A 17,984-nucleotide genomic window follows, 5' to 3' on the forward strand; every position below is an offset into this window, starting at 1 on the left:
GTTCAAAAGGGTCTTGCGTAGTTTCGGATTTGGATATCGACAAACAAGCGGACCTTCATGGTGTCTTCATGAACGGTAGAACTGTCCGCAACCTGAAAGTAGGTCGGCTGAAAGTTTCTGCGCGGTCACCGAATGTCCCGTTTTTCCGCTGCCCTGCGGCGCTAAGATCGGAGTGCGTGCGGCAATTTCTGTGCTGCGAGCGCGTGCAGCGAGAAATCCCAAGGCTCATGTAGGGCTCAACCCGGCCCCTGGCCGCCGCCGTGCCAGCGCCGGACCGGCCGGATGGGCCGGCGCTTTGGCGAGGCTGGGCGCTTCGTTCCGAGCGTGCGGGGTGCCTGGCTGCCATAAAGTGCGAGGCACATAGGTTGGATGCGCCGCCCCCCCGGTCCGGCGCTGGCACCGCTCGGTCGCTTTGGGCTCGTTATTGCCGTTCGTCGCAACCAGCTCCAATGTCCGTTCAGCGCACCACAGCCTTTTCAGCGCCATCTAATGCACCCGCGATGTCCCCTTCGAGCTGATCCAAGTCGCTCAACGCGTCCTGAACAACGGCTATGTCATCCTCGCTCGCGACCTCGACATCGAGCTCGACCTGACCTTCGAAACCCATCTCGAACTGCCGCTGATCGTCCGCGATTACCGCTGCGCACACCCGCCGACCATCCGGAGCTGGTTCCGGGTAAGCTGGCGTGTCCACACCACGCTCGCCAATCCCCATCCGCGCCTCAAGGTCGCGTTCCGTCAGCCCCGGCCCCATTGGCGCTGTCGGTGTCGCCCGAACGCTCAAAGGCAGATCTCCCATTGGAGGCACGGGTCCTTCCGGGAACGGCAGGTCCCCCTCCTGCGCGGCATGAATGCTCTTGAAATACGGATCCTCAAAATACACCACGCGCTTAGCCTTCACCGGCATCTGCGCATCGACCGCGACGATGATTTCGTCGAGCGGCAGCCGCCGCGCCTCGTCCTCGGGGAGGAGCGAGACCTCTTCAGTGCGCTCGGACTGGCTGCGCCCCTCGAAGGGGTTTTTGCCGATGGCGCGGGAGCGCGTGACCACGGTCTTGGTGGTCTTGCCCACCGCTTTGCTCAGCTCCTCGACGGTCTTTTCGTCGGATGGTGTCAGGTAGAGCTTGATGCCGGCATTGCCTTGCAGAGCGCGCCGCGTGTTCTCGCCGTAGATCTCATCGATTGCGGGGATGGTCTGGGTGACGATGGCGAGATGCCCGCAATACTGCCTTAAGATCTCGATGCTTTCGGCCACGATCGGCATCTTGCCGAGACGATTGAACTCGTCGAGCAGGATCATCACCGGCCAGGGCTCGTCCGGTCCCGGCTCCTTTTCCATGAGCGCCGAAAGCAGATCGGAGAAGAAAAGACGGATGAGCGGCGCCAGGGGTTTTACCATGAGCGGCTGGACCACGAGATAGACGCTGAAGGGTTGCTTGCGGATCGTCCGGAAGTCGAAATTCGAAACCGAAGTGGCTTCATCGATCGCCGGGTTCTGCCATTGATCGAGACCGGACGTCATCAGCAGCGAGACATAGGAGGTCAGCGTGTCGTTGTTGGTCGACGCGAGCCGGGTGAAGATCAGCCGTGCGGCCGGGTTCCAGACTTCGTGAGCGCGCGCGAGATATTCCTTCTGCTTATGCCCGCCCGAAGCTGCGATCCGGTAAATCTCGCCCAGCGTTGGTCGCTGCCGCTGAAAGGCCAGCAGCCCCGCGGCGACAAAGAGATCGATCCCGCCCTTGAGAAGCCCCTGCACACGGTCGTTATCGTTCTGCAGAAAGAGCGTAGCGAGGAGCAACAGCTCCATCTGCTGGCGTGCCGGGTCTTTCAACTCGTAGATCCTGAGAAGCGGATTGTAGCGATGGGTGCGCTTGGTCTCCCAATCGGTCGGGGCAAAGCGGTAGACCGTATCGCCGGCCGCCGCGCGATGGCGAGCCGAGGCCTCGTAGCATTCGCCCTTCACGTCGAGGACGACAGCCGAACCCTGCCAGGTGAGCAGGTTCGGAATGACGAAGCCGGTTGTCTTACCGCGCCCTGTGGGCGCCACGATGAGAGCATGCGGAAAGGTCTTCGAACAGAGGAATGGCGCGCGCGACGTCGGCTTGCCGAGCTTGCCGATCACAAAGCCCGTGCCGGGGTCACCGAAAAACCCGTTCCGCTTCATCTCCCGGCGGGTCTGCCAGTGGGTGTAGCCGAAGCGCGTGAGCGCCGAGCCGGACATCGCCAGGCTCATCAGAAACCCCAGAACACCCGTCCCGCCCATGATCAAGTTGATGAGCCGGAAGTCGTCTGGACGGGTCTCCCGGAGCCACAGGTAGTTTTCAGCGATGAAGGTAAAATCGGGATCGGCCTGGAACCCAATATCGCGAAAGGACAGCACGGCTGAGGCGAAGACGTAGCCAATCGCCACGGCGACGATCGTCACCAGAACGACGCCAATGGCCAGCCGTCCTTTCACAAGACCACCCATCAGTGGGACTCCCCGCGCTCTTTCTCACCATCGGTGAGGTCAGCCCGATGCAGCTCGTATTCCCGGTCTGCGATCTCCTCGACGACGGCCCGCGCTGCCTCGCTGTTCGCGGTCGCCGCGTCGGATTGCAGATAGACCTTGGCGGTATAGAGCCGGTCCAGCCGATCTGAGATCTGATCCCTCAGGACCTCCACGTCGCCGTCCCTGAGCCGGTCGATCTGCTCGGAATCGAGCTCGCGCTCGACCGCTTCCCGATAGGCCAGCCGCTCCCCGACATCTGCAAAGGGGTCCGACATCTCACCCGCGCGCTCGTGCTCGAGAACCCGCTGCAGCTCCGGATCGAGGACGGGTTGGCGCAGGCCTTCTCCGGCAGTCCGTGACTCTATCTCTCCGGCGGCACGCTCCGTCAAGCGCTTGTCGCGCTCATCATCAATCAGCCCGTCCTGGCGCAACACCTCGTTTCTCTCGAGCGTGATGCCAAGCTGGACATGGGCGCGGTTGAGCGCCTCTGTCGCGGTCTTGAGATCGGCGCAGCGTTCGAGGTTGAGCCCGTCGGTCTCGGCCAACCGCTGCAGATCATCCGCAATCCATTGCCGCTCGAGCGCGGCGTTCTGCGCCCCGGTCTCCATCCGCGCGATTACGACCGAGGACCGGATCCCGGTGCCTCTGAGCGCGGTGTCGATCTGGGCCCGGACATCGGGTTCCCGCAGGCGCACGAGCTGGCCCCGGTCGATGTTGGCCTCGGAATAGACCCCGCCGTCGGATGGCCGCTCGGTCAGGGTCACCGACCGCAGCCCCAAAGGCTGCATATGGGCGAGCCGCGCCTGGATCTCGTTGAGCTTCCGTTCCAGCTGCGGACGCTCCGTCTTGGGCTTTTCCGCGATCATGCCTTGCACACGCGCGACCTGATCGGCATAGCGGGTTCTAAGTTCATCGAATGATTGCTCCTCGGCCATGTAGACCTCTCCTTGTAGGTTCAGCTTGTCGCCCTGCGCCAGAAGCTCCCCAGCCCGGAAGAGGGCGTCGGATATTTCTTCTCGGGCCTCTCGCGAGGCCTCCGAGGCCAGCGCATGATAGACCGTCCGGGTGTTGGAGATCTCGGCAAGCGCACGCTCCAGATCAGCCCCGACCCGGGGCCGCGGCTCTGCCGCACGGTCCTCCTCTTTCGCCGCATAGACCTCGCGCGTGCGCGGCGGATAATGCACGACCCCGCGGTCGAGCCGCCGGGTGGCTTCCAGCCGCACGCCGAACCTCTCCGCTTCCTCGACCATCGCCAATCGGAAGTCGTCATAGTTGAACCGATGGTCTCGCCCGAGGAAGAAGAACTCCCCTTCCTGGGACCGTCGGTTCAGCACGATATGCGCATGCGGATGATCCCGGTCCTCGTGAACCGCGATGATGTAATCGAAGTGGCCCTTTTCGGTCTGGAAGAACCGTTCGGCGACGTTCGCCGTGATGTCCCGGACATCCTCACCCCGGGTCCCGATCGGATAGGAGAGAAGCATATGGGTCGTCTGCCCGAGCTTGGGTTTGAACCCCGCACTCCAGCGCTTCGCGAAGCGCTCCGTTAGGTCTTTGATCTCCTTGTTGCCGAGTTTCGCTTTCCCATCAAGGAACCCTGAACTGTCTACGATGTGGGTGGTCTTCGTTGTGAGATATCCGAGCTGGTTCGAGAGCTCGGATTTGGAATGTGTGCCGCCACCCCGGATGGCCTTGAAGACCGCCGCACGATGCCCTGCCGCCGCCCGGATCAGCTGTCGCTGCTTCCTGACATGGAGCCCCTGCATCGATCCCCGGATCCGGCTCCAGCCCTCCCGGAAGACCTCCCCAGTCACGTCGTGGACAGCATCATTCAGCCGCATGGGCGAACTCCCTCAAGGCGGCTGTGGCTTGCAGCTGCATGGCGTCCCTACGGCGGCGCACAAGAAGATCAATCTCGTCCGCAGAGTCCAGGATGAAGCGGGCCAAGCCCCGCAACTGCGCCAGCTGCAGGTCGGAGAACACCACCGCCCCCTGCCCCATCCGATTGGCCTCCGCCATACGTTTGGAGAGCTGCACGACACCATTGCCGATATCATGCAGCGAGACCCGGTACCGTTCCATCTGAGCCGTCAGTTGGGCGTCGGGGACGAAGGTCCCACCAGCAGCCTGGATGAGCCGTCTCAGCCCTTCAGTCCGGGTCTCGATCCCCGCTGCCGAGAACACGGCATCCAGCGCCGCAAGCTCCTTCGGCGTCAACTTCACGGTCACCGCCGCCGTCGCGACAGCGGTATCTTTCTGCCTCTCGGCATCCGCCTTGAGCGTGTACTGGACGGCTCTCTGGGAGACCCCAAACCGTTCAGCCAACTCCGCCGTCGAGATGCCTTCCGCAGCCTCGCGCACGATTTCCATCTTCTGGTTGGCGGTTAGTCGTTTCATCTGGGACACGCGAAGAAAGCCCCCCTATTTCCTGCCACCTTCAGCAGCGATCCCTCCACTTTCACAAAGCTAGTGCATTGTGTCAATAACGTATTTTTGTATGTAAACATGATTTATGTATTTGAGCCGTTTCTTGCCGAACACCATAGACATGCGTCCACCCGGAAACTGCTCACCCTCACTGAAGACTATCTGGGGGCATACTGGGAAAGCTGACCGCCGCTCAGATCCCGACAAGGGCGCTCAGTTCAGGTGAACAAATCACGCTTAAATTGGGGAGGGTTGCCCCTCCCCCAAAGCCGTCACTCGGTGACCGGATCGTTGTCGGCATCGTCCGACCGAGGCTCGAAGAGGACGAGCTCCCCGTTGATCGGTGTGGCGAAGAGTTGGATTGTCAAATGCGACTTGGCACTCTCGCTTTGTGGAAAGGCGACGCCGACCTTGTGGAAGCGGGTTTTGCCGTCTTTGCCGGTCTCGGGGGTGGTGACTATGAAGTACTTGGCCATATCGATCTCCTTTCGTTTTCGATGCAAACGAACAGGCGGGACCGCCCGGACCGGATGTCAGGCAGAACTTTGCCTCGCGAGGAATGGGCGCGTAGCGCACAGGGGAAAGTTCTGCTTGAAAGGCGCGGCACGCGACCGGCAGACAGGCCAGGTCCCGCAGGTTGCATCAGGAAGAAGACGAATGGAGATCGATAGAACAGCCGCGTTCTGAGTGTCACGACTGCCCGGCAAAGGCGAGGCGTTGTGCGCCTCCACAAAGGTTTGACGGCGATATCTAGATGCGCGCAACGCATCGCCCCTGACGATCCAGAAGTAAGCCTTCTGTGTCGACGTGAATGCAAGCCCAGAGCCTCGGCGGCACCTACCGATCTTTGGAGATCAGACCACGGCGTGTGATGGCTGAGATGTTGTCCGGAGTTCGGCGGGACAATTCGGTGCCGTCCGCAGACATGGCTGCATCGATAAACTCGGTCTTCTTGAGAACGCCACCATCAGCCTCGACCCAGGTTGTGCTTCCACCGTCGTCGCGGGTGATGGACCCATCGTGGTTGATGCGGATCGAAACACCGCCGGTATTGACCGAGACTGTGTATTGATCCACGGCAACGCCCTCCCATGCATCGGCGCAATCCCGTCGCAAGACGATCACGTCGGGGCGCAGCTTGATCTGCACGTCCTGCGCGGCATCGCCCTCGGCTGATTTGAGAACGGCAAACACCTCCTGCTCTGCTGGGTCTTCGTGGATCGTCGCGCGCCCGGTCTTGGGCGACCAGACATGCGGCGCTTCGCGCTCTCTTCCGTCCAAGTCGCGATGGAACCCGATATAGAGCTGAGCGGACCGCCAGACCCTGTGCAGTGACTTGGTGAGCCTCGTCATCTCAAAACATCCTTCTCGTTCAGCAACCAGCCTCAAGATCGAGGCTGCTGTCCTTCAGGGGGTGTGGTTGTCTTGCTCGGATTGGGGGCGGTGTTGCACCGCCCCCGTCCTGCTCACGCGAAGTAATCAGGCACCCACGCGTCGATACGGGCCTTCTGTGACGCGGAAACGCCGTGCAGCTTCTGTATCGCCGGGTCCGAGAACAGGTCTTCCAGCGTCTCCGCCTTCTCCCCCTTTTTCATCTTGGCAAAGGCCTTCGCCCGCTCGTCAGTTGGAGCAAGGTCCTGCAATTCGCAGTAGATGCTCTCCAGCATCGGACCAGACACCCGTTTGAAGAAATTGTCCGCGGTCGGCGTCCAGACTTTGCGGATCGCCGCGCCTGATTTCTGTTCGAGGAAGCCAGAGAAGTCGGCATCGCCTCCGGTCAGCAATTTGGCCAAAAGGCGGGTCAGTTCCGCGTTGCGGAATATCTTGCCCTTCTTCTTGAACGTCGCGAAGGCTTTTTTGAGATCCACGTCCCAGCGATCCACAGGCTCATGCGTGGGCTTGCTCAGACGCTTGTCCACGGCGAATCCATCTTCACAGGACGGCGAATTGCTCGGCTGTCCAACAGTGATGTCCAGCACATCGCGGAACCCTGCCCTCCCACTCAACTGGAAGGTCAGCAGATCAAGCAACATGTCCGGCTGGTCCAGCATGGCGTTCTGCAGCGCGGCCAGTTTTATCACATCCAGATCACCGCGCAGCTTTTGCGAGTACGGGTTTTTGGGGGTCTTCTCGGCTGAGCCATGCTGTGAGGCTTGCAGAATACCTGCCTCAATCGCGGCTGTCTTGTCCTCGGGCCGGATCAGCCCGCCAGTGATCTGCAGCTTGCCACTCTGGCCCACATGGACGACACATCCAGCGAGCGCCTTCTGCTCTTCGGTGAAGTCACCGTCCAGTATGGATTGCAGGGTTTCGAGTTCAGCTTGACCCGCGTCGTTCAGCACATCGCCCTCTGCCAACTCCGCAAGCTCGTCATAGCGTTCGGACTGATCGTCCGACAGCACACCTTCTACCGGGTAGATGCGCGCGAACTTATGCTCTTCCATGAAGCTCCACGGCAGATAGGCCTCCTCACAGGTCATCACCCAGGCCCAGCCCTGATCCTGTGCAACCCCTTCGCTGGCCTCGGACAACCGCGCGGCGAAGACCTCGTCCAGAATGTCCCGGTTCTCGAAAAACACATCGTCTGAGAAGAGATCGCACGAAACCTTTCCGCCTGCCGCCACATAAGCCTCGCCCCCGACAAACGCGGCGCGGCGGTCCGTGGATTTCACGGCCTTCGGATGCAGCACCCCATCGACTTGGTTCGTATGCGTGATCCGACCCTCCGCAATGAGCTGGAGCACTTCGAGGATAAGCTTATCGTCCTCCGCTGTCGTGAGCTTCTGCGCCACGGTCAGATTGATGGTCTTGGCCTTGAGCGCGCTCAGGGCGGCCTCAGGCAAGTGCGCGAGTTTCAAGCGGCCTTTGACGTGCGCCACGGTCACACCGAAGGCGCTGGCGATCTGATCCGCATTGGCTTGAGATTGTACCATTCGGCCATAAGCGCGGATTTCGTCTGCCGGATCAAGGTCGGCCCGGGCCGTGTTTTCGGCGTTAGCCCAGATTTCGGCCTGCGCTGCATCCTTGGCGAGTAAGACCGGAACAGATTTGGCGGTTTCCAGCGCAGGGTCGTGTTCGGCAAGATAGGCCAGAGCACGCAAGCGGCGGCCTCCGGCCACAATGCCGATCTTGCCGCTATCGTCCTGCAGCCCGCCAAGGTTTTGCAGCAGCCCGCAGGTCTTGATGCTCTCGGCCAGAGTTTCAACGGCCTCTTGCGCCACTTCTTGGCGCGGGTTCATGTCATGCAGGTATAGCTGATCAAGTGCGGTGTAGATGATGCCGGTGTCGGTAGTCTCATTGGAATGGTCAGTCATAGGAGTCTTCCTTCTCGGTTGGATAGTAAGCGTGTGTGGGGGATGCCGCCGGGACGGAAAAGCACGCGCTTACGCATTGGAATGCCCGCCCCGACGGTCGTTCGGGGTCAGTATTCAGAGGCGTGCATGATGGTGAGGACGCGGCGCGTGACTTCGGGGTCACCCGGATCACTGCTGCCCATGTGGTAGTCGATGTCGTAAAGATCGATCTTCCAGAAGATGTGGTAGCCGTTGCCGCCAACCTCGAACTCGAACGCACCAAAGCCGTGATCTCCATAAGGATCGTTGTCCTCGGTGAAGTCTTCAAAGCCTTGAACGCGCTGCACGATGATGGCCTTGGCCACCGGGGACAGGTCAGCGACGCCACGCTTCATCACGATCTGGCCCGGCACGGTGACATCCGCACCCAGTGACATGCGGAACCGGTCGTTTTGATTGGCTATCAAACGCGCTTCGGGTGTGGGGTTGATTATGTCGGTCATGGCGCTCACCACCAGCACGAGTAGATGACGATCTGCCCGTCCGAGAGCATCCGTTTGGCCCATTCACAGAACGCGGCGTCCTGCGCGGCATAGGCCTCGGCCCGTTCCTCCTGAAGCTGGTGTCCATAGAAGAACCCGCCTTCGGACGTTGGCAGGCCCTGACCTGTCAAAAGGCCTTCCAGTGCCGCGATGTCATCCTGATTGAGGGGCAGTTCACCGCAGTTGAGCTCACGTGCACTGCCGCCGGTTTTTTCTGCGAACAGGCGCTCGGCCCATTCCTGCAACCGCGCATGTTTGCGCCAGTAAAAATCCGGTTCTCGCGCTTCGTCATCTGTATTGATGTAGGCATATTGATCAAGGCCCATCGGCATGCTCCTTTTTGTCTGGTTTTGAGCCGAGCCCTTTGGAGGGGCCTCGTCTCTAAAACCTGACCCACTGGCGAAGTGCCGGAGTGAGCAAACGCCACCAAAATCGATGGGACTGGTGCGGCCCGCAGCGGCAGCGCCGCGAGGACACGGGTCCTGTCTATTTTGGTTGCGTGCGCGAGAACCCAGCGGGTTCTAAAGCAACGTCCCCTTGGCGTGAGTGCGAAGCGCGAGCGACGAGGGGACTAGGATAAATGAGGGGCCGAAGGTCCCCTGCCCCAGTGATCGAAACCCGAGAAGGGTGGATCATCAACCCGGGGCAGACCCATGCGAACGGTTCTGCCAGCGGCGCCGGAGGAGACGGTGGAAGGGCCTCATGTGAACAGGGTCTGACCGGGGCGCATGTTCCGGGCTGAGGGCGGCAACGCCGACTGAAGCCTGAGAAGCACGGTGGCGTACCCGCAAGGGTGCGGCAGGGGCCGTCAGCCAACAACAAAGATGATAAGCAGGGCCATTATCGTTACCGATCTGGAGGCCGATTTCGAGGCGCTGATGCGCCCGTGCTGAACTGGCTGAACACCATTCAAGGAGTTCAGCATGCGTCATCTCAACCACACCGCCTTCGTCAACGCCTGCCGCGATGAGCGCGGCGTCGGACATCACACCCTGCGAGCCTATGTCCAGGATTTGCGGACCTTCGCCCGCTACGCCGATCTTCACCAGATCACAGAACCGATCTCGCGCGACAACATCCTTGGCTTTCATCGGTACCTGCGGGATGTGATCGAAGCGAAACCGGCAACCATCGAGCGGCGGCTGTCGACCCTGAGGTCGTACTTCGCCTGGCGCGAGGACCGGAACAGCGCCCTGCCCTCTCCGTTTGCCGACCTCCGCATCTCCGTCCGGATCCCGCGCCGCCTGCCGCGGCCCGTGGACCGAGAGACACTGAAGATCATTCTCGGAGCGGAAAAACGGAAATCATCGGCACCCTCTCAGTCAAAGCCAGGTCGAGCGATGCTGACCGAGATGGCTGATGTCACGATCCTGATCATCAAGCTGCTGATCGTCACGGGACTGCGGATTAGCGAACTCACGAATTTGAAGGTCGGCGACGTCTCTTCAGATGGTGGCCAGATCCTCGTGCGCGGCAAAGGCAGCAAAGAGCGGATCGTCTTCGTGCCAAACCGGGAGCTGCAGAAAGAGTTTCGACGTTACTGTGATGCGCGGCGCGAACACGGTTCCCTCATGTCGCCGCTGTTCTTCAACACGGTAGGACGCAGGCTCCGCGCGGCCACATTCCGCAAGCGGTTGCGCGCATTATCAAAACGTCTCGGCATCGAACCGCACCTGACCCCACACCGGTTCCGGCATTCGGCCGCGACGCTGCTGATCGAAGAAGGCATAGACATAAGGATGGTCCAGGCCCTGCTCGGGCATGCGAACCTCAAGACCACCGAAATCTACGTGCGGGTTTCGAACCATGCGTTACGACGCGCGCTCGAAAGGGCTAACGTCTTAAATGAGCTAGTTTAGTAATATTGATGCGCTCGGACGTTACTGAGGTGCCCCTAGTTTCGCCACTGCTGCTTAAACTCTTCGTCAAACCAGAGCTCGGCGTCCGCTGACGCCCCTCTTACCGAGCGAAAGTTCAAGTAGTGCCCGTATCCCTTTCGATCCAGCCATGACTTAAAAGTCAGAAAACTTGGTTCGCTTTTTGCTGCACGGGGAATTTCAACCTCACCCCCCCAAACATGGCACAAGTGCCTGATCACGGGTTCCGCCTCACTCTTCTTCATAATCAAAGTCCTAATTTACGAGCAGAAAATCACCGGTACACAGCTTCGGCCTATCCGATGTGCTATTTTCAGTATTTTCAATACTCATTTTTTGCCCTGATCAAATCCATTGTTCAAATGTTTGATGGCAAAGCTGCGGGAAATGAAGCCTCAGCCTTGCCATCGCTTGGTTCACGCATTGCCTCAAATTTCATCCGTCGCGCATCGTAGTGCGGGGATTGCGGGCGCCATATCCAGCGCTGACGAACTTTCCCGAGACAGCGCTGCGTGTTGCACCGTGAGTTGACCCACCACCAACTCTTTCGTTCACAGTTGTGCGTGGACTGCGGTTCGCGTGAGCTTTCGTAACGAAGCGACCGGATATGGTGCTTCGGGCACGAGTGCCACTTCCTTTTTTAGCCATGTGATTTCCTTTCATTTGCTAGACTGACGTTATGTTGCTAGATAGCAATTGCTGTATATCCGATTCCCGGTGTATTGCAATAGTGAAACGGGAGATCACATGTCGAATTTTTTTGATGCTGAAGGATTCTATGCGGCCCTCGACGCCATCAGACGTGACCGGGAGATATCTTGGAAGAAAGTCGCGGAAAAAGCCAAGGTATCTGCCTCGACCCTTACCCGCATGGGACAAGGGAAACGCCCCGACGTTGATAGCCTCGCAGCCCTTGCTTCGTGGTCAAGCCTCGATGTTAGCCAATTCTATCGGACTGAAACGATGACACGGGCGCAAAAAGATACCTTGGCCGAGATCACTACTCTCCTAAGGGCCGATAGGAACATCAGGGGCGAGGACGCCCAAACAATGGAACTGATGATTAAGACGCTGTATGAAGACATGAGGAAACGTAGAGCGGATGGCACACAAGTTTAAGTACGGTTTCAAGGCAGAGGCAGAGCGATACGCCGATGAGTTTCGAGGTGAAATGAATCTCGAGCCACATGCTCCACTGTGCCCACGAAAACTTGCCGATCACTTGGAAGTGCCGATCTTTGGAATCAAGAACAATAGCTGCCTTCCACCAGAAATCCCAAACTATTGGGCCGTTCATCCAGATGATCCCTTCTCAGGTTTGATCATCTCTGACGGAAGTTACAAGGAAATCCATCACAACGATTTCAGTCACCCTCGCCGACAAAATTCAGACCTGGCCCACGAGCTTGCTCACATCATTTTGGGGCACGACATGGACGTTCCAATCAAAGAGAACGGCGAGCGTGCCTTTGATCGCAACATTGAAGAAGAGGCCAAATGGCTCGGCGCGACACTCTTGTTACCGAAAAGGGCGACGGTCTTCTTAGTTATCAATGGCTATTCAAGACCACAAATTGAGGATGAATACCAAGTGAGTTGGCAACTTTATCAATATCGGGTTGGGGTAACTGATGCGGTGCGCGCATCAAAAAACATCCGGCGAAAGAACGTCGCTTAATTGCCTCCGCTAATCACCTGCAAGCCACGCAAACTTGGATCGACAATGAGTTTCCTTTATTTCGCCTACGGATCAAACATGTTGAGTAGCCGGCTGACTGCGCGGTGCCCTAGTGCCAAAGTGATTGGACTTGGAACTGCAAAATACTGGAATCTAGAGTTCTCCAAGAAGAGTATAGATGGATCCGGGAAAGCGACGCTGATATCAACAACGGAAACTTCCCGCACTACCGGTGTTCTGTTCGAAATCGGTGCAAGTGATCTGAACGAGCTAGATCGTTTTGAGGGTGCAGGCTATGAACGCTCCGACAAATTCAGCATTGAGACGGACGATGGTCCCCTTTCAGCTACGACTTACTTGGCCTCTGAAAGACACAGCGATATGGTTCCTTACGATTGGTATCTTGCACTCATCGTTGCGGGGGCTCTTGAGCATAAACTGAACGATGCCCACACAGCACGACTTCGGATGGCCACCCGTAAGCCGGATCAAAACCTTACCAGGAAATCCCGAAATGCAGCACTCAAAGCATTGGCTCTGCACGATCACGTTGACTACCTAAAACTACTGGAAAACTAGTCAGAACCACTGGAACCTGACAGCAAGGATGGGTCCTGATGTTCTTAGGGTTGAATCAATTGGAGATCAGAGCCATCGCAGTCTGTCTGATCTGTCGCTTCACCCACTCACGATCTTTGCAATAAGCTTCCGCGATGAGACGGGTCACACTCGCAATATCGCCCGGTGATATCTTTGTGTCAGTAGGAGAAGCCTGAAAAGGTGCATCGGTCTCGGTCAGCAGACGCTTGATAGGGACGACACCCAACAACGCCTTTCCTCTGGGCGAGAGCAACATTTGTTCGTTAACCGAAAAGAGACAGCCTAGGTCAAGCGCGCGTCTTATCTCGGCGTCTGAGGCACTGAACCAGTGTAGGACCGGGCGGCAAGTCCGATATGCGCCGGTGCGTTCCAACGCGTCTAACACATGCTTAGCCGCTCTGACGCTATGAAGGCTTATGACCTTGTCGCCGAGGTTCGCACATACCGTCAGAGCGCGCTCAAACACTTGCTTTTGTCGATCGAACGAAGGATAGAATTGGCGTCCGGCGTCAAGGCCGATTTCTCCTATGAATCTGCTTGTTGCCGCAAAATCCTCAAATAGCGTGATCTCCGCGGACCGCTGTGCGACAAGTTGTGGATGCAGTCCCAAGGCGGCATGAATATGACTGGTACGTTTGGCCATAGCGTCGTTCCGACCAAACGCTTTCGGGGTAGTTGTGACGGCTAGAGTGATGCAACGCATCCGGTCGCAATCCGTATATGCTTTCTGCATATCCTCACACAAATCGAGATGACAGTGGAAGTCGACCGGGCCTAAACCGTCATCAGCTGCCATGTTTCGAACCCACGCCTTTTAGAAGGTCTGAAACCTCGTCCATGCCGCGGCGGTATACGTCGATATAGTCATCCAGCTCGCTGCGATCGAGTGGTCCGGGCTTCAGTACGAGATATTTGGCCCTTTCCGGGCTACGTCTGAGATTATCAGCGGCGAATAGAAAAGACCGGATGTTTTTTCCGTCTGCGGATTTCGAGTCCAATGTATTCGAATGGAGGTCGTCCAAAAAATATTCGGTTGTATCGGGGATCTTCAATCCGGAATTAAGTGATGCTCTCCTGATCAGGCAAGGGACGCAACGTCCGCAATGTTGAGGGGCGGCGCTCTCGAAGCGGACCTGTGCTGGGTGAGAGCAGGACATGGACATTGGAGAGAGTCCCGCAAGAAGATCTGGATCAAGGCAGTCCGCCACCATCTCTCCCTTGGTCTTAAAGCGATACGGGTTTTCGAGTGTCGCGCCGATTCCAAGATCGCCAATGAGGTCCGACATAGAGTTGATGAAATGTGGGTGCGCGGTGCGTGTGCTAAGTGAACCCAGCCTGAGAGATTCCATGGGCACATTCAATGCGATCAATCCATTCTCCGGTATGAGTACTTTGCCGGTCGAGCCGACAGCGTCCGCCGCGAGGATTGCGAGACTGTAAAACAGGAACGATCGAGCTCTCTGATTATTGTCGCTCCCTGCCTCAGCAAAATCTGTCTTTCGGAATCCGATGTAAGCCCGGATGGATTCGAACGCGTTGCCGTGTCGAGCTTTCAATACTTCAAGGAGTTTCTTTTGCGCGCGTGATGCCTCACCGTCCCAATAATGACTGATTAGAAGTGGCCGCTCCCCGGCTGCGAGTAGATCGATCGTTCCGATGAGGCTATCGAGCCCGCCCGAGAAAAGACTTACATGCGTGAAATCGGTAAGGTCCAGTTTTTCTGGGAGTCGCGCGATTTCTTCAAACCCTTTGGGCCTGGGCCGGAAGGTGAAGGTCCAATGGTCTCCGGTCAAGAAACGCAGCATCGCCGACAGTTTCGGCTCCACCCGATCCCAGATCTCAGGATCGCTGACCGGGATACTGAGATCGATCATGCGCGTCCATCTGTCATCTGCGTAGCGTTCGCGTGACACGCCAGTGTCGGCGGCGTAGACGGATGTGGCCACGATCATGAGGTCGACTGCGCGCTCGCTCGGCCGCACATTAAGCTTGAACAGCCTTTCCAAGAGCTGGTTCATTCCCCTGTCGAGCGTGTTGAAATTATCGATCATATCGATCGTGATGTCCGCGCCACCGGTAACCGGGGAAACGTCTGTTTTTCCCATCCGTATGAAGATGTTTCTTCTCATTGCATGCTCTCCAGCACGGCACCCAGCATCTCGAACGAGTCAGCAAAGACAGCGGAAATGCTGCGGTCGATCTCCGCTTGAGTTGGTTGCGATGCCGGGTCGAACCGGCTGCCTAGTGCATCTCGTACTCTGCCGTGTGTGTAATCTCGGGTGATCTGCTCAGCTTCGCGGAAATCAGCATCGGTTGCGGAGCCGTGTAGCGCATTGGTGCCTATCTCGTTCAACACCTTTGTCACGATACTGCGCTCGATGACATCACAGAGGAAATCATTGAGTTGATCGGATGATAACTCGTCAAAGGCACCAGGATCTTCGGCGGCGAGGTCTCCGATTGCTTCTAGCATAGCATCCCGAGCGATCGCCTCGTCGATTGTACCACCGTCCGGACAGATTATCTCCGCGACAGACTCCAACACCTCTGTGGCGGGTCGACCTGCAAGGTCTTGAAGATTGAAGCGTGCGAGCGCAGCGGCCGGTCCCTCGTTGGCGAAGGTGCTCGCCAGACCTGCGACGCCGGAGGCGACCCGTGTCGAACTCGGCATCCGCCTGGCCGCTCCGGCTCCACCCCCGGCGCTGCTAACGTACCCCTTTAGCGCGCGACCGAGAGCTTTTCCTCCGCCACCGTTCGTGAACCGGGTGAATTGCCCGCGCGGATATTGGAAGTTGCCTGCAGGAGCCGCCTGAGGGGTCGCATCTTGTTCCGAGGTCTGCCCCGCATCCTGACCTTGATCCGCTCCACCGGTGTCGTCCTGCGCCGGTCCGTCATCGCCGCCGCCGGCATCCATACCTGAATCAACCCCGTCAACCCAATCGGGCACGAGTCCGGACGAAGGACCAGAATAAGAACTGGATGTACCCATTAGCTGGCCCCCTTAGACTTTGCCCGTCGGGGCCCGCCCGCCGCGAGTTTCAGTGGAGCATTATTATCGAGTTTAACCCATTCCTGTTTGAGCTTCTTGAATTCTGTCTTAGCGTTTTGATCGGTTAACATGGCCTCCCAGCCCGTGGCCGCCCAGGGCCCAAGACTACCGGTTGGCAACTCTGCAAGCAGACGCACGGTCGGTGTCTGCAACGGAGTAGAAATCTTACAGAGCTCGACAAGTCCGTCGACGCCCGCCGGCTTCTTCTTCATGTCGGTTGCGGCCCTGACACGTGCTGCTACTACGTCAAAAATCTGCTCGATCTCTCCGGGTGTGAGTTTCGCCACTTCAACGGCTGCGGCGCGCGCGCCGAGCGTGCTGCCGCATAGCTTTTCGATCCAATCCTCTTTCAGCGCCAAGGCGGAACCGCTTGTGAATAGGGCCTTACGATCACGTGAGACGAACAGGTACGGTCTGAGATCCTGACCTGTTAGCGCGGGGGACACCGCCGCCCAGCGTCTGACCCAATCGCTTGAGAGTGGGTCGTTTTCTGGCGGCGTATCGATCGTAACTGGTTTTTTCGTTGGAGCCTTTGGCTTAATCGAATCCCGCTCTTCACTCTCCTTCTTCATCGCGGCTTCTATCCGCTCGACGACCTGTGATGAACCGCTAACGGCCGCTTCCGCCTCTATGCGCTCGAAGAATTCGATCTGGAATCGTTCCGCGAGCATGAGCTTTGCGAGAGCGGCTGGGTTCACGTCTTCGATAATCCCTCGCTCTTCGGCTATGGCCAGACGTAGATTGAGCGTGTTTAGGAACCGTTTGATCTGACGCGGATTGCCTTGAGCACCCTCCGCCAACGGATAGGCCAGCTGGTCTGCCAACTGGAGCGCGTTCTCCATTTCAGCTGAAACGCTGCCAAGTTTCTCTTCGATTTGGCTACGATTCAGTCCGGCACCGTCCCAGGGCCGCCTGAGAGACTCGCGACCAAGGTCGAGCAGTGCGCCAAACTCTTTTGAGTCGGCGGCAAACGATCGACCCGCGATCAACAGGCTCAGGTATGTCTTTGTTTCGACGTAGCCGAGCGGCGGCAGCCGAAACGGCACCTGGATCAACTTCTCAAGATAGTTGCGGGCATATGTCGATGGGCCGGAAGACAGCGGCAGATCGGGAAAATGGGAGCGGACTGCATACTCGATCATGCCCTCGTCTGCCGCAATCACGAAGGCAGCGCCCGGTACGAAGAGGAACAAGCGTATCGCTTCGAGCGTCTCGATGGCGGTCTCCGGCAAGCACCTGTCCAAGTCATCGACGACCACGACCAGTCTATCAATATCGGCAGCGCGCAGTAGCTCTATGAACTCGTCTCTGAACGCATGGATGTGGGTCGGCAAAGTCTGGGCCTCCGCCTCACCGAGGCAGCCGGCCACACTGTTTACAAATCCGGTGACGTCGGAGACGTCAATATCCTTGCCAGCCGCGAGCAGCCCCTTGCCCATATCCATAAGGCTAGAAACCATATCAGGGGACGGGATGCCGGTCAGACCGGTGAGGGCCAGTCCGCCAGCCTTGGACGCGACCTTCATGAGATCCACGCGCTTCAAGAGTTTCAGCGAGGCGTCTTTCAGCTTCGTGCTGGTCGCGCGATCACGCAAGAGCTGATCGATTATCGTTTCGATAACAACGGTTTTCGCATCCTCGAGGCCCTGGAACAGCCATCCGTTGAAACGGACGACCGACGTTCGGTCGTCGTCTGCGAACTCGTTTTCGAGCATTAGAAGCACGCTCGACTTGCCCGCACCCCAATCGCCATGGACTCCTATGGTCAAGGGGGCACTACCCGCATCGCGGATCACCCTGGCGACTGAAGCCGAGATCGCCTCGAAATAGATCATGTCGATCGCAGTTTCGTTATCAGGAATGATCATTGTCGAAAGGTCTCTATCTGTTCTTCAAAACTATCGCTTGAAATGTATGTGTTACAATTATTTACACAATTTTTACGCGATGCGGAAGTCATACCAACAATCAGAGAAACAACACTCCGATCGATCCTAACAACGCCTTAGCATTATACGAACGAATTC

The 17,984-nt window shown here is 58.0% G+C and carries 17 protein-coding genes; 5 read left to right on the top strand and 12 right to left on the bottom strand.

What is annotated here, in order from left to right; genetic code table 11:
- Positions 1-457: 457 nt before the first annotated feature.
- The 8 genes from V6N02_RS18615 to V6N02_RS18650 all read right to left on the bottom strand — a co-directional run bounded on the left by V6N02_RS18615 (position 458) and on the right by V6N02_RS18650 (position 9,079).
- Positions 458-2,470 (bottom strand): type IV secretory system conjugative DNA transfer family protein, encoded by a 2,013-nt coding sequence (locus V6N02_RS18615; RefSeq protein WP_371228073.1) that lies wholly within the window; start codon positions 2,468-2,470, stop codon positions 458-460.
- Positions 2,470-4,332 carry a relaxase/mobilization nuclease domain-containing protein gene (locus V6N02_RS18620; RefSeq protein WP_371228075.1) on the bottom strand — a complete coding sequence of 621 codons (1,863 nt, stop codon included), beginning with the start codon at positions 4,330-4,332 and terminating at the stop codon, positions 2,470-2,472. The genes V6N02_RS18615 and V6N02_RS18620 overlap by 1 nt, the downstream gene beginning before the upstream one ends.
- Positions 4,319-4,897, bottom strand: coding sequence for a helix-turn-helix domain-containing protein (locus V6N02_RS18625; RefSeq protein ID WP_371228077.1), 579 nt, complete (start codon positions 4,895-4,897; stop codon positions 4,319-4,321). Before V6N02_RS18625 ends, V6N02_RS18620 begins: the two co-directional genes overlap by 14 nt.
- Positions 4,898-5,190: 293 nt before the next feature.
- Complete coding sequence (locus tag V6N02_RS18630; protein ID WP_371228079.1) at positions 5,191-5,394, bottom strand: hypothetical protein; 204 nt, start codon at positions 5,392-5,394, stop codon at positions 5,191-5,193.
- Between the two features lie 361 nt (positions 5,395-5,755).
- Positions 5,756-6,271, bottom strand: a complete 516-nt coding sequence (locus V6N02_RS18635) for a hypothetical protein (RefSeq protein ID WP_371228081.1) — start codon at positions 6,269-6,271, stop codon at positions 5,756-5,758.
- A gap of 113 nt (positions 6,272-6,384) precedes the next feature.
- Positions 6,385-8,232: a ParB/RepB/Spo0J family partition protein gene (locus V6N02_RS18640; protein WP_371228082.1), complete on the bottom strand. Its 1,848-nt coding sequence runs from the start codon at positions 8,230-8,232 to the stop codon at positions 6,385-6,387.
- Between the two features lie 107 nt (positions 8,233-8,339).
- On the bottom strand, positions 8,340-8,714 hold the full coding sequence (locus V6N02_RS18645; RefSeq protein ID WP_371228084.1) for a DUF3768 domain-containing protein: 375 nt from the start codon (positions 8,712-8,714) through the stop codon (positions 8,340-8,342).
- 5 nt (positions 8,715-8,719) lie between these two features.
- A complete protein-coding gene (locus tag V6N02_RS18650; protein WP_371228086.1) occupies positions 8,720-9,079 on the bottom strand; it encodes a hypothetical protein in 360 nt (119 codons plus the stop codon).
- Positions 9,080-9,676: 597 nt separating this feature from the next.
- Here V6N02_RS18650 and V6N02_RS18655 point away from each other — a divergent pair.
- The 5 genes from V6N02_RS18655 (at position 9,677) to V6N02_RS18675 (ending at position 12,887) form a co-directional block, all read left to right on the top strand.
- Entirely contained in the window at positions 9,677-10,612 is a 936-nt protein-coding gene (locus V6N02_RS18655) for a tyrosine-type recombinase/integrase (RefSeq protein WP_371228088.1), read from the top strand.
- A gap of 218 nt (positions 10,613-10,830) precedes the next feature.
- Positions 10,831-11,085 carry a hypothetical protein gene (locus V6N02_RS18660; RefSeq protein WP_371228090.1) on the top strand — a complete coding sequence of 85 codons (255 nt, stop codon included), beginning with the start codon at positions 10,831-10,833 and terminating at the stop codon, positions 11,083-11,085.
- A gap of 292 nt (positions 11,086-11,377) precedes the next feature.
- Entirely contained in the window at positions 11,378-11,749 is a 372-nt protein-coding gene (locus V6N02_RS18665; protein WP_371228092.1) for a helix-turn-helix domain-containing protein, read from the top strand.
- Complete coding sequence (locus V6N02_RS18670; RefSeq protein WP_371228094.1) at positions 11,733-12,308, top strand: ImmA/IrrE family metallo-endopeptidase; 576 nt, start codon at positions 11,733-11,735, stop codon at positions 12,306-12,308. Before V6N02_RS18665 ends, V6N02_RS18670 begins: the two co-directional genes overlap by 17 nt.
- A 45-nt stretch (positions 12,309-12,353) precedes the next feature.
- Positions 12,354-12,887 (top strand): gamma-glutamylcyclotransferase family protein, encoded by a 534-nt coding sequence (locus V6N02_RS18675; RefSeq protein ID WP_371228096.1) that lies wholly within the window; start codon positions 12,354-12,356, stop codon positions 12,885-12,887.
- Positions 12,888-12,942: 55 nt separating this feature from the next.
- On the opposite strand, the gene qatD is transcribed toward V6N02_RS18675, so the two are convergent.
- From qatD to qatA, 4 genes are read right to left on the bottom strand one after another with little or no spacing between them, the layout of a single operon-like run.
- Entirely contained in the window at positions 12,943-13,704 is a 762-nt protein-coding gene (qatD, locus tag V6N02_RS18680; protein ID WP_371228098.1) for a Qat anti-phage system TatD family nuclease QatD, read from the bottom strand.
- Positions 13,694-15,037 carry a Qat anti-phage system QueC-like protein QatC gene (gene qatC, locus V6N02_RS18685; RefSeq protein WP_371228100.1) on the bottom strand — a complete coding sequence of 448 codons (1,344 nt, stop codon included), beginning with the start codon at positions 15,035-15,037 and terminating at the stop codon, positions 13,694-13,696. The genes qatD and qatC overlap by 11 nt, the downstream gene beginning before the upstream one ends.
- A complete protein-coding gene (qatB, locus tag V6N02_RS18690; protein ID WP_371228102.1) occupies positions 15,034-15,897 on the bottom strand; it encodes a Qat anti-phage system associated protein QatB in 864 nt (287 codons plus the stop codon). The genes qatC and qatB overlap by 4 nt, the downstream gene beginning before the upstream one ends.
- The gene (gene qatA / locus V6N02_RS18695) at positions 15,897-17,825 is read right to left on the bottom strand and encodes a Qat anti-phage system ATPase QatA (RefSeq protein ID WP_371228104.1); all 1,929 of its coding nucleotides are present in this window, start codon (positions 17,823-17,825) and stop codon (positions 15,897-15,899) included. The genes qatB and qatA overlap by 1 nt, the downstream gene beginning before the upstream one ends.
- Positions 17,826-17,984 lie beyond the last annotated feature (159 nt).

The organism is Roseovarius conchicola (assembly GCF_041403425.1).
Classification (GTDB): Bacteria; Pseudomonadota; Alphaproteobacteria; order Rhodobacterales; family Rhodobacteraceae; genus Roseovarius; species Roseovarius conchicola.

Coding starts and splice junctions, on each gene's coding strand:
- V6N02_RS18615 (WP_371228073.1), bottom strand. CDS start 2,470: ATGGGTGGTCTTGTGAAAGGACGGCTGGCCATTGGCGTCGTTCTGGTG.
- V6N02_RS18620 (WP_371228075.1), bottom strand. CDS start 4,332: ATGCGGCTGAATGATGCTGTCCACGACGTGACTGGGGAGGTCTTCCGG.
- V6N02_RS18630 (WP_371228079.1), bottom strand. CDS start 5,394: ATGGCCAAGTACTTCATAGTCACCACCCCCGAGACCGGCAAAGACGGC.
- V6N02_RS18635 (WP_371228081.1), bottom strand. CDS start 6,271: ATGACGAGGCTCACCAAGTCACTGCACAGGGTCTGGCGGTCCGCTCAG.
- V6N02_RS18640 (WP_371228082.1), bottom strand. CDS start 8,232: ATGACTGACCATTCCAATGAGACTACCGACACCGGCATCATCTACACC.
- V6N02_RS18645 (WP_371228084.1), bottom strand. CDS start 8,714: ATGACCGACATAATCAACCCCACACCCGAAGCGCGTTTGATAGCCAAT.
- V6N02_RS18650 (WP_371228086.1), bottom strand. CDS start 9,079: ATGGGCCTTGATCAATATGCCTACATCAATACAGATGACGAAGCGCGA.
- V6N02_RS18655 (WP_371228088.1), top strand. CDS start 9,677: ATGCGTCATCTCAACCACACCGCCTTCGTCAACGCCTGCCGCGATGAG.
- V6N02_RS18660 (WP_371228090.1), top strand. CDS start 10,831: ATGGCACAAGTGCCTGATCACGGGTTCCGCCTCACTCTTCTTCATAAT.
- V6N02_RS18665 (WP_371228092.1), top strand. CDS start 11,378: ATGTCGAATTTTTTTGATGCTGAAGGATTCTATGCGGCCCTCGACGCC.
- V6N02_RS18670 (WP_371228094.1), top strand. CDS start 11,733: ATGGCACACAAGTTTAAGTACGGTTTCAAGGCAGAGGCAGAGCGATAC.
- V6N02_RS18675 (WP_371228096.1), top strand. CDS start 12,354: ATGAGTTTCCTTTATTTCGCCTACGGATCAAACATGTTGAGTAGCCGG.
- qatD (WP_371228098.1), bottom strand. CDS start 13,704: ATGGCAGCTGATGACGGTTTAGGCCCGGTCGACTTCCACTGTCATCTC.
- qatC (WP_371228100.1), bottom strand. CDS start 15,037: ATGAGAAGAAACATCTTCATACGGATGGGAAAAACAGACGTTTCCCCG.
- qatB (WP_371228102.1), bottom strand. CDS start 15,897: ATGGGTACATCCAGTTCTTATTCTGGTCCTTCGTCCGGACTCGTGCCC.
- qatA (WP_371228104.1), bottom strand. CDS start 17,825: ATGATCATTCCTGATAACGAAACTGCGATCGACATGATCTATTTCGAG.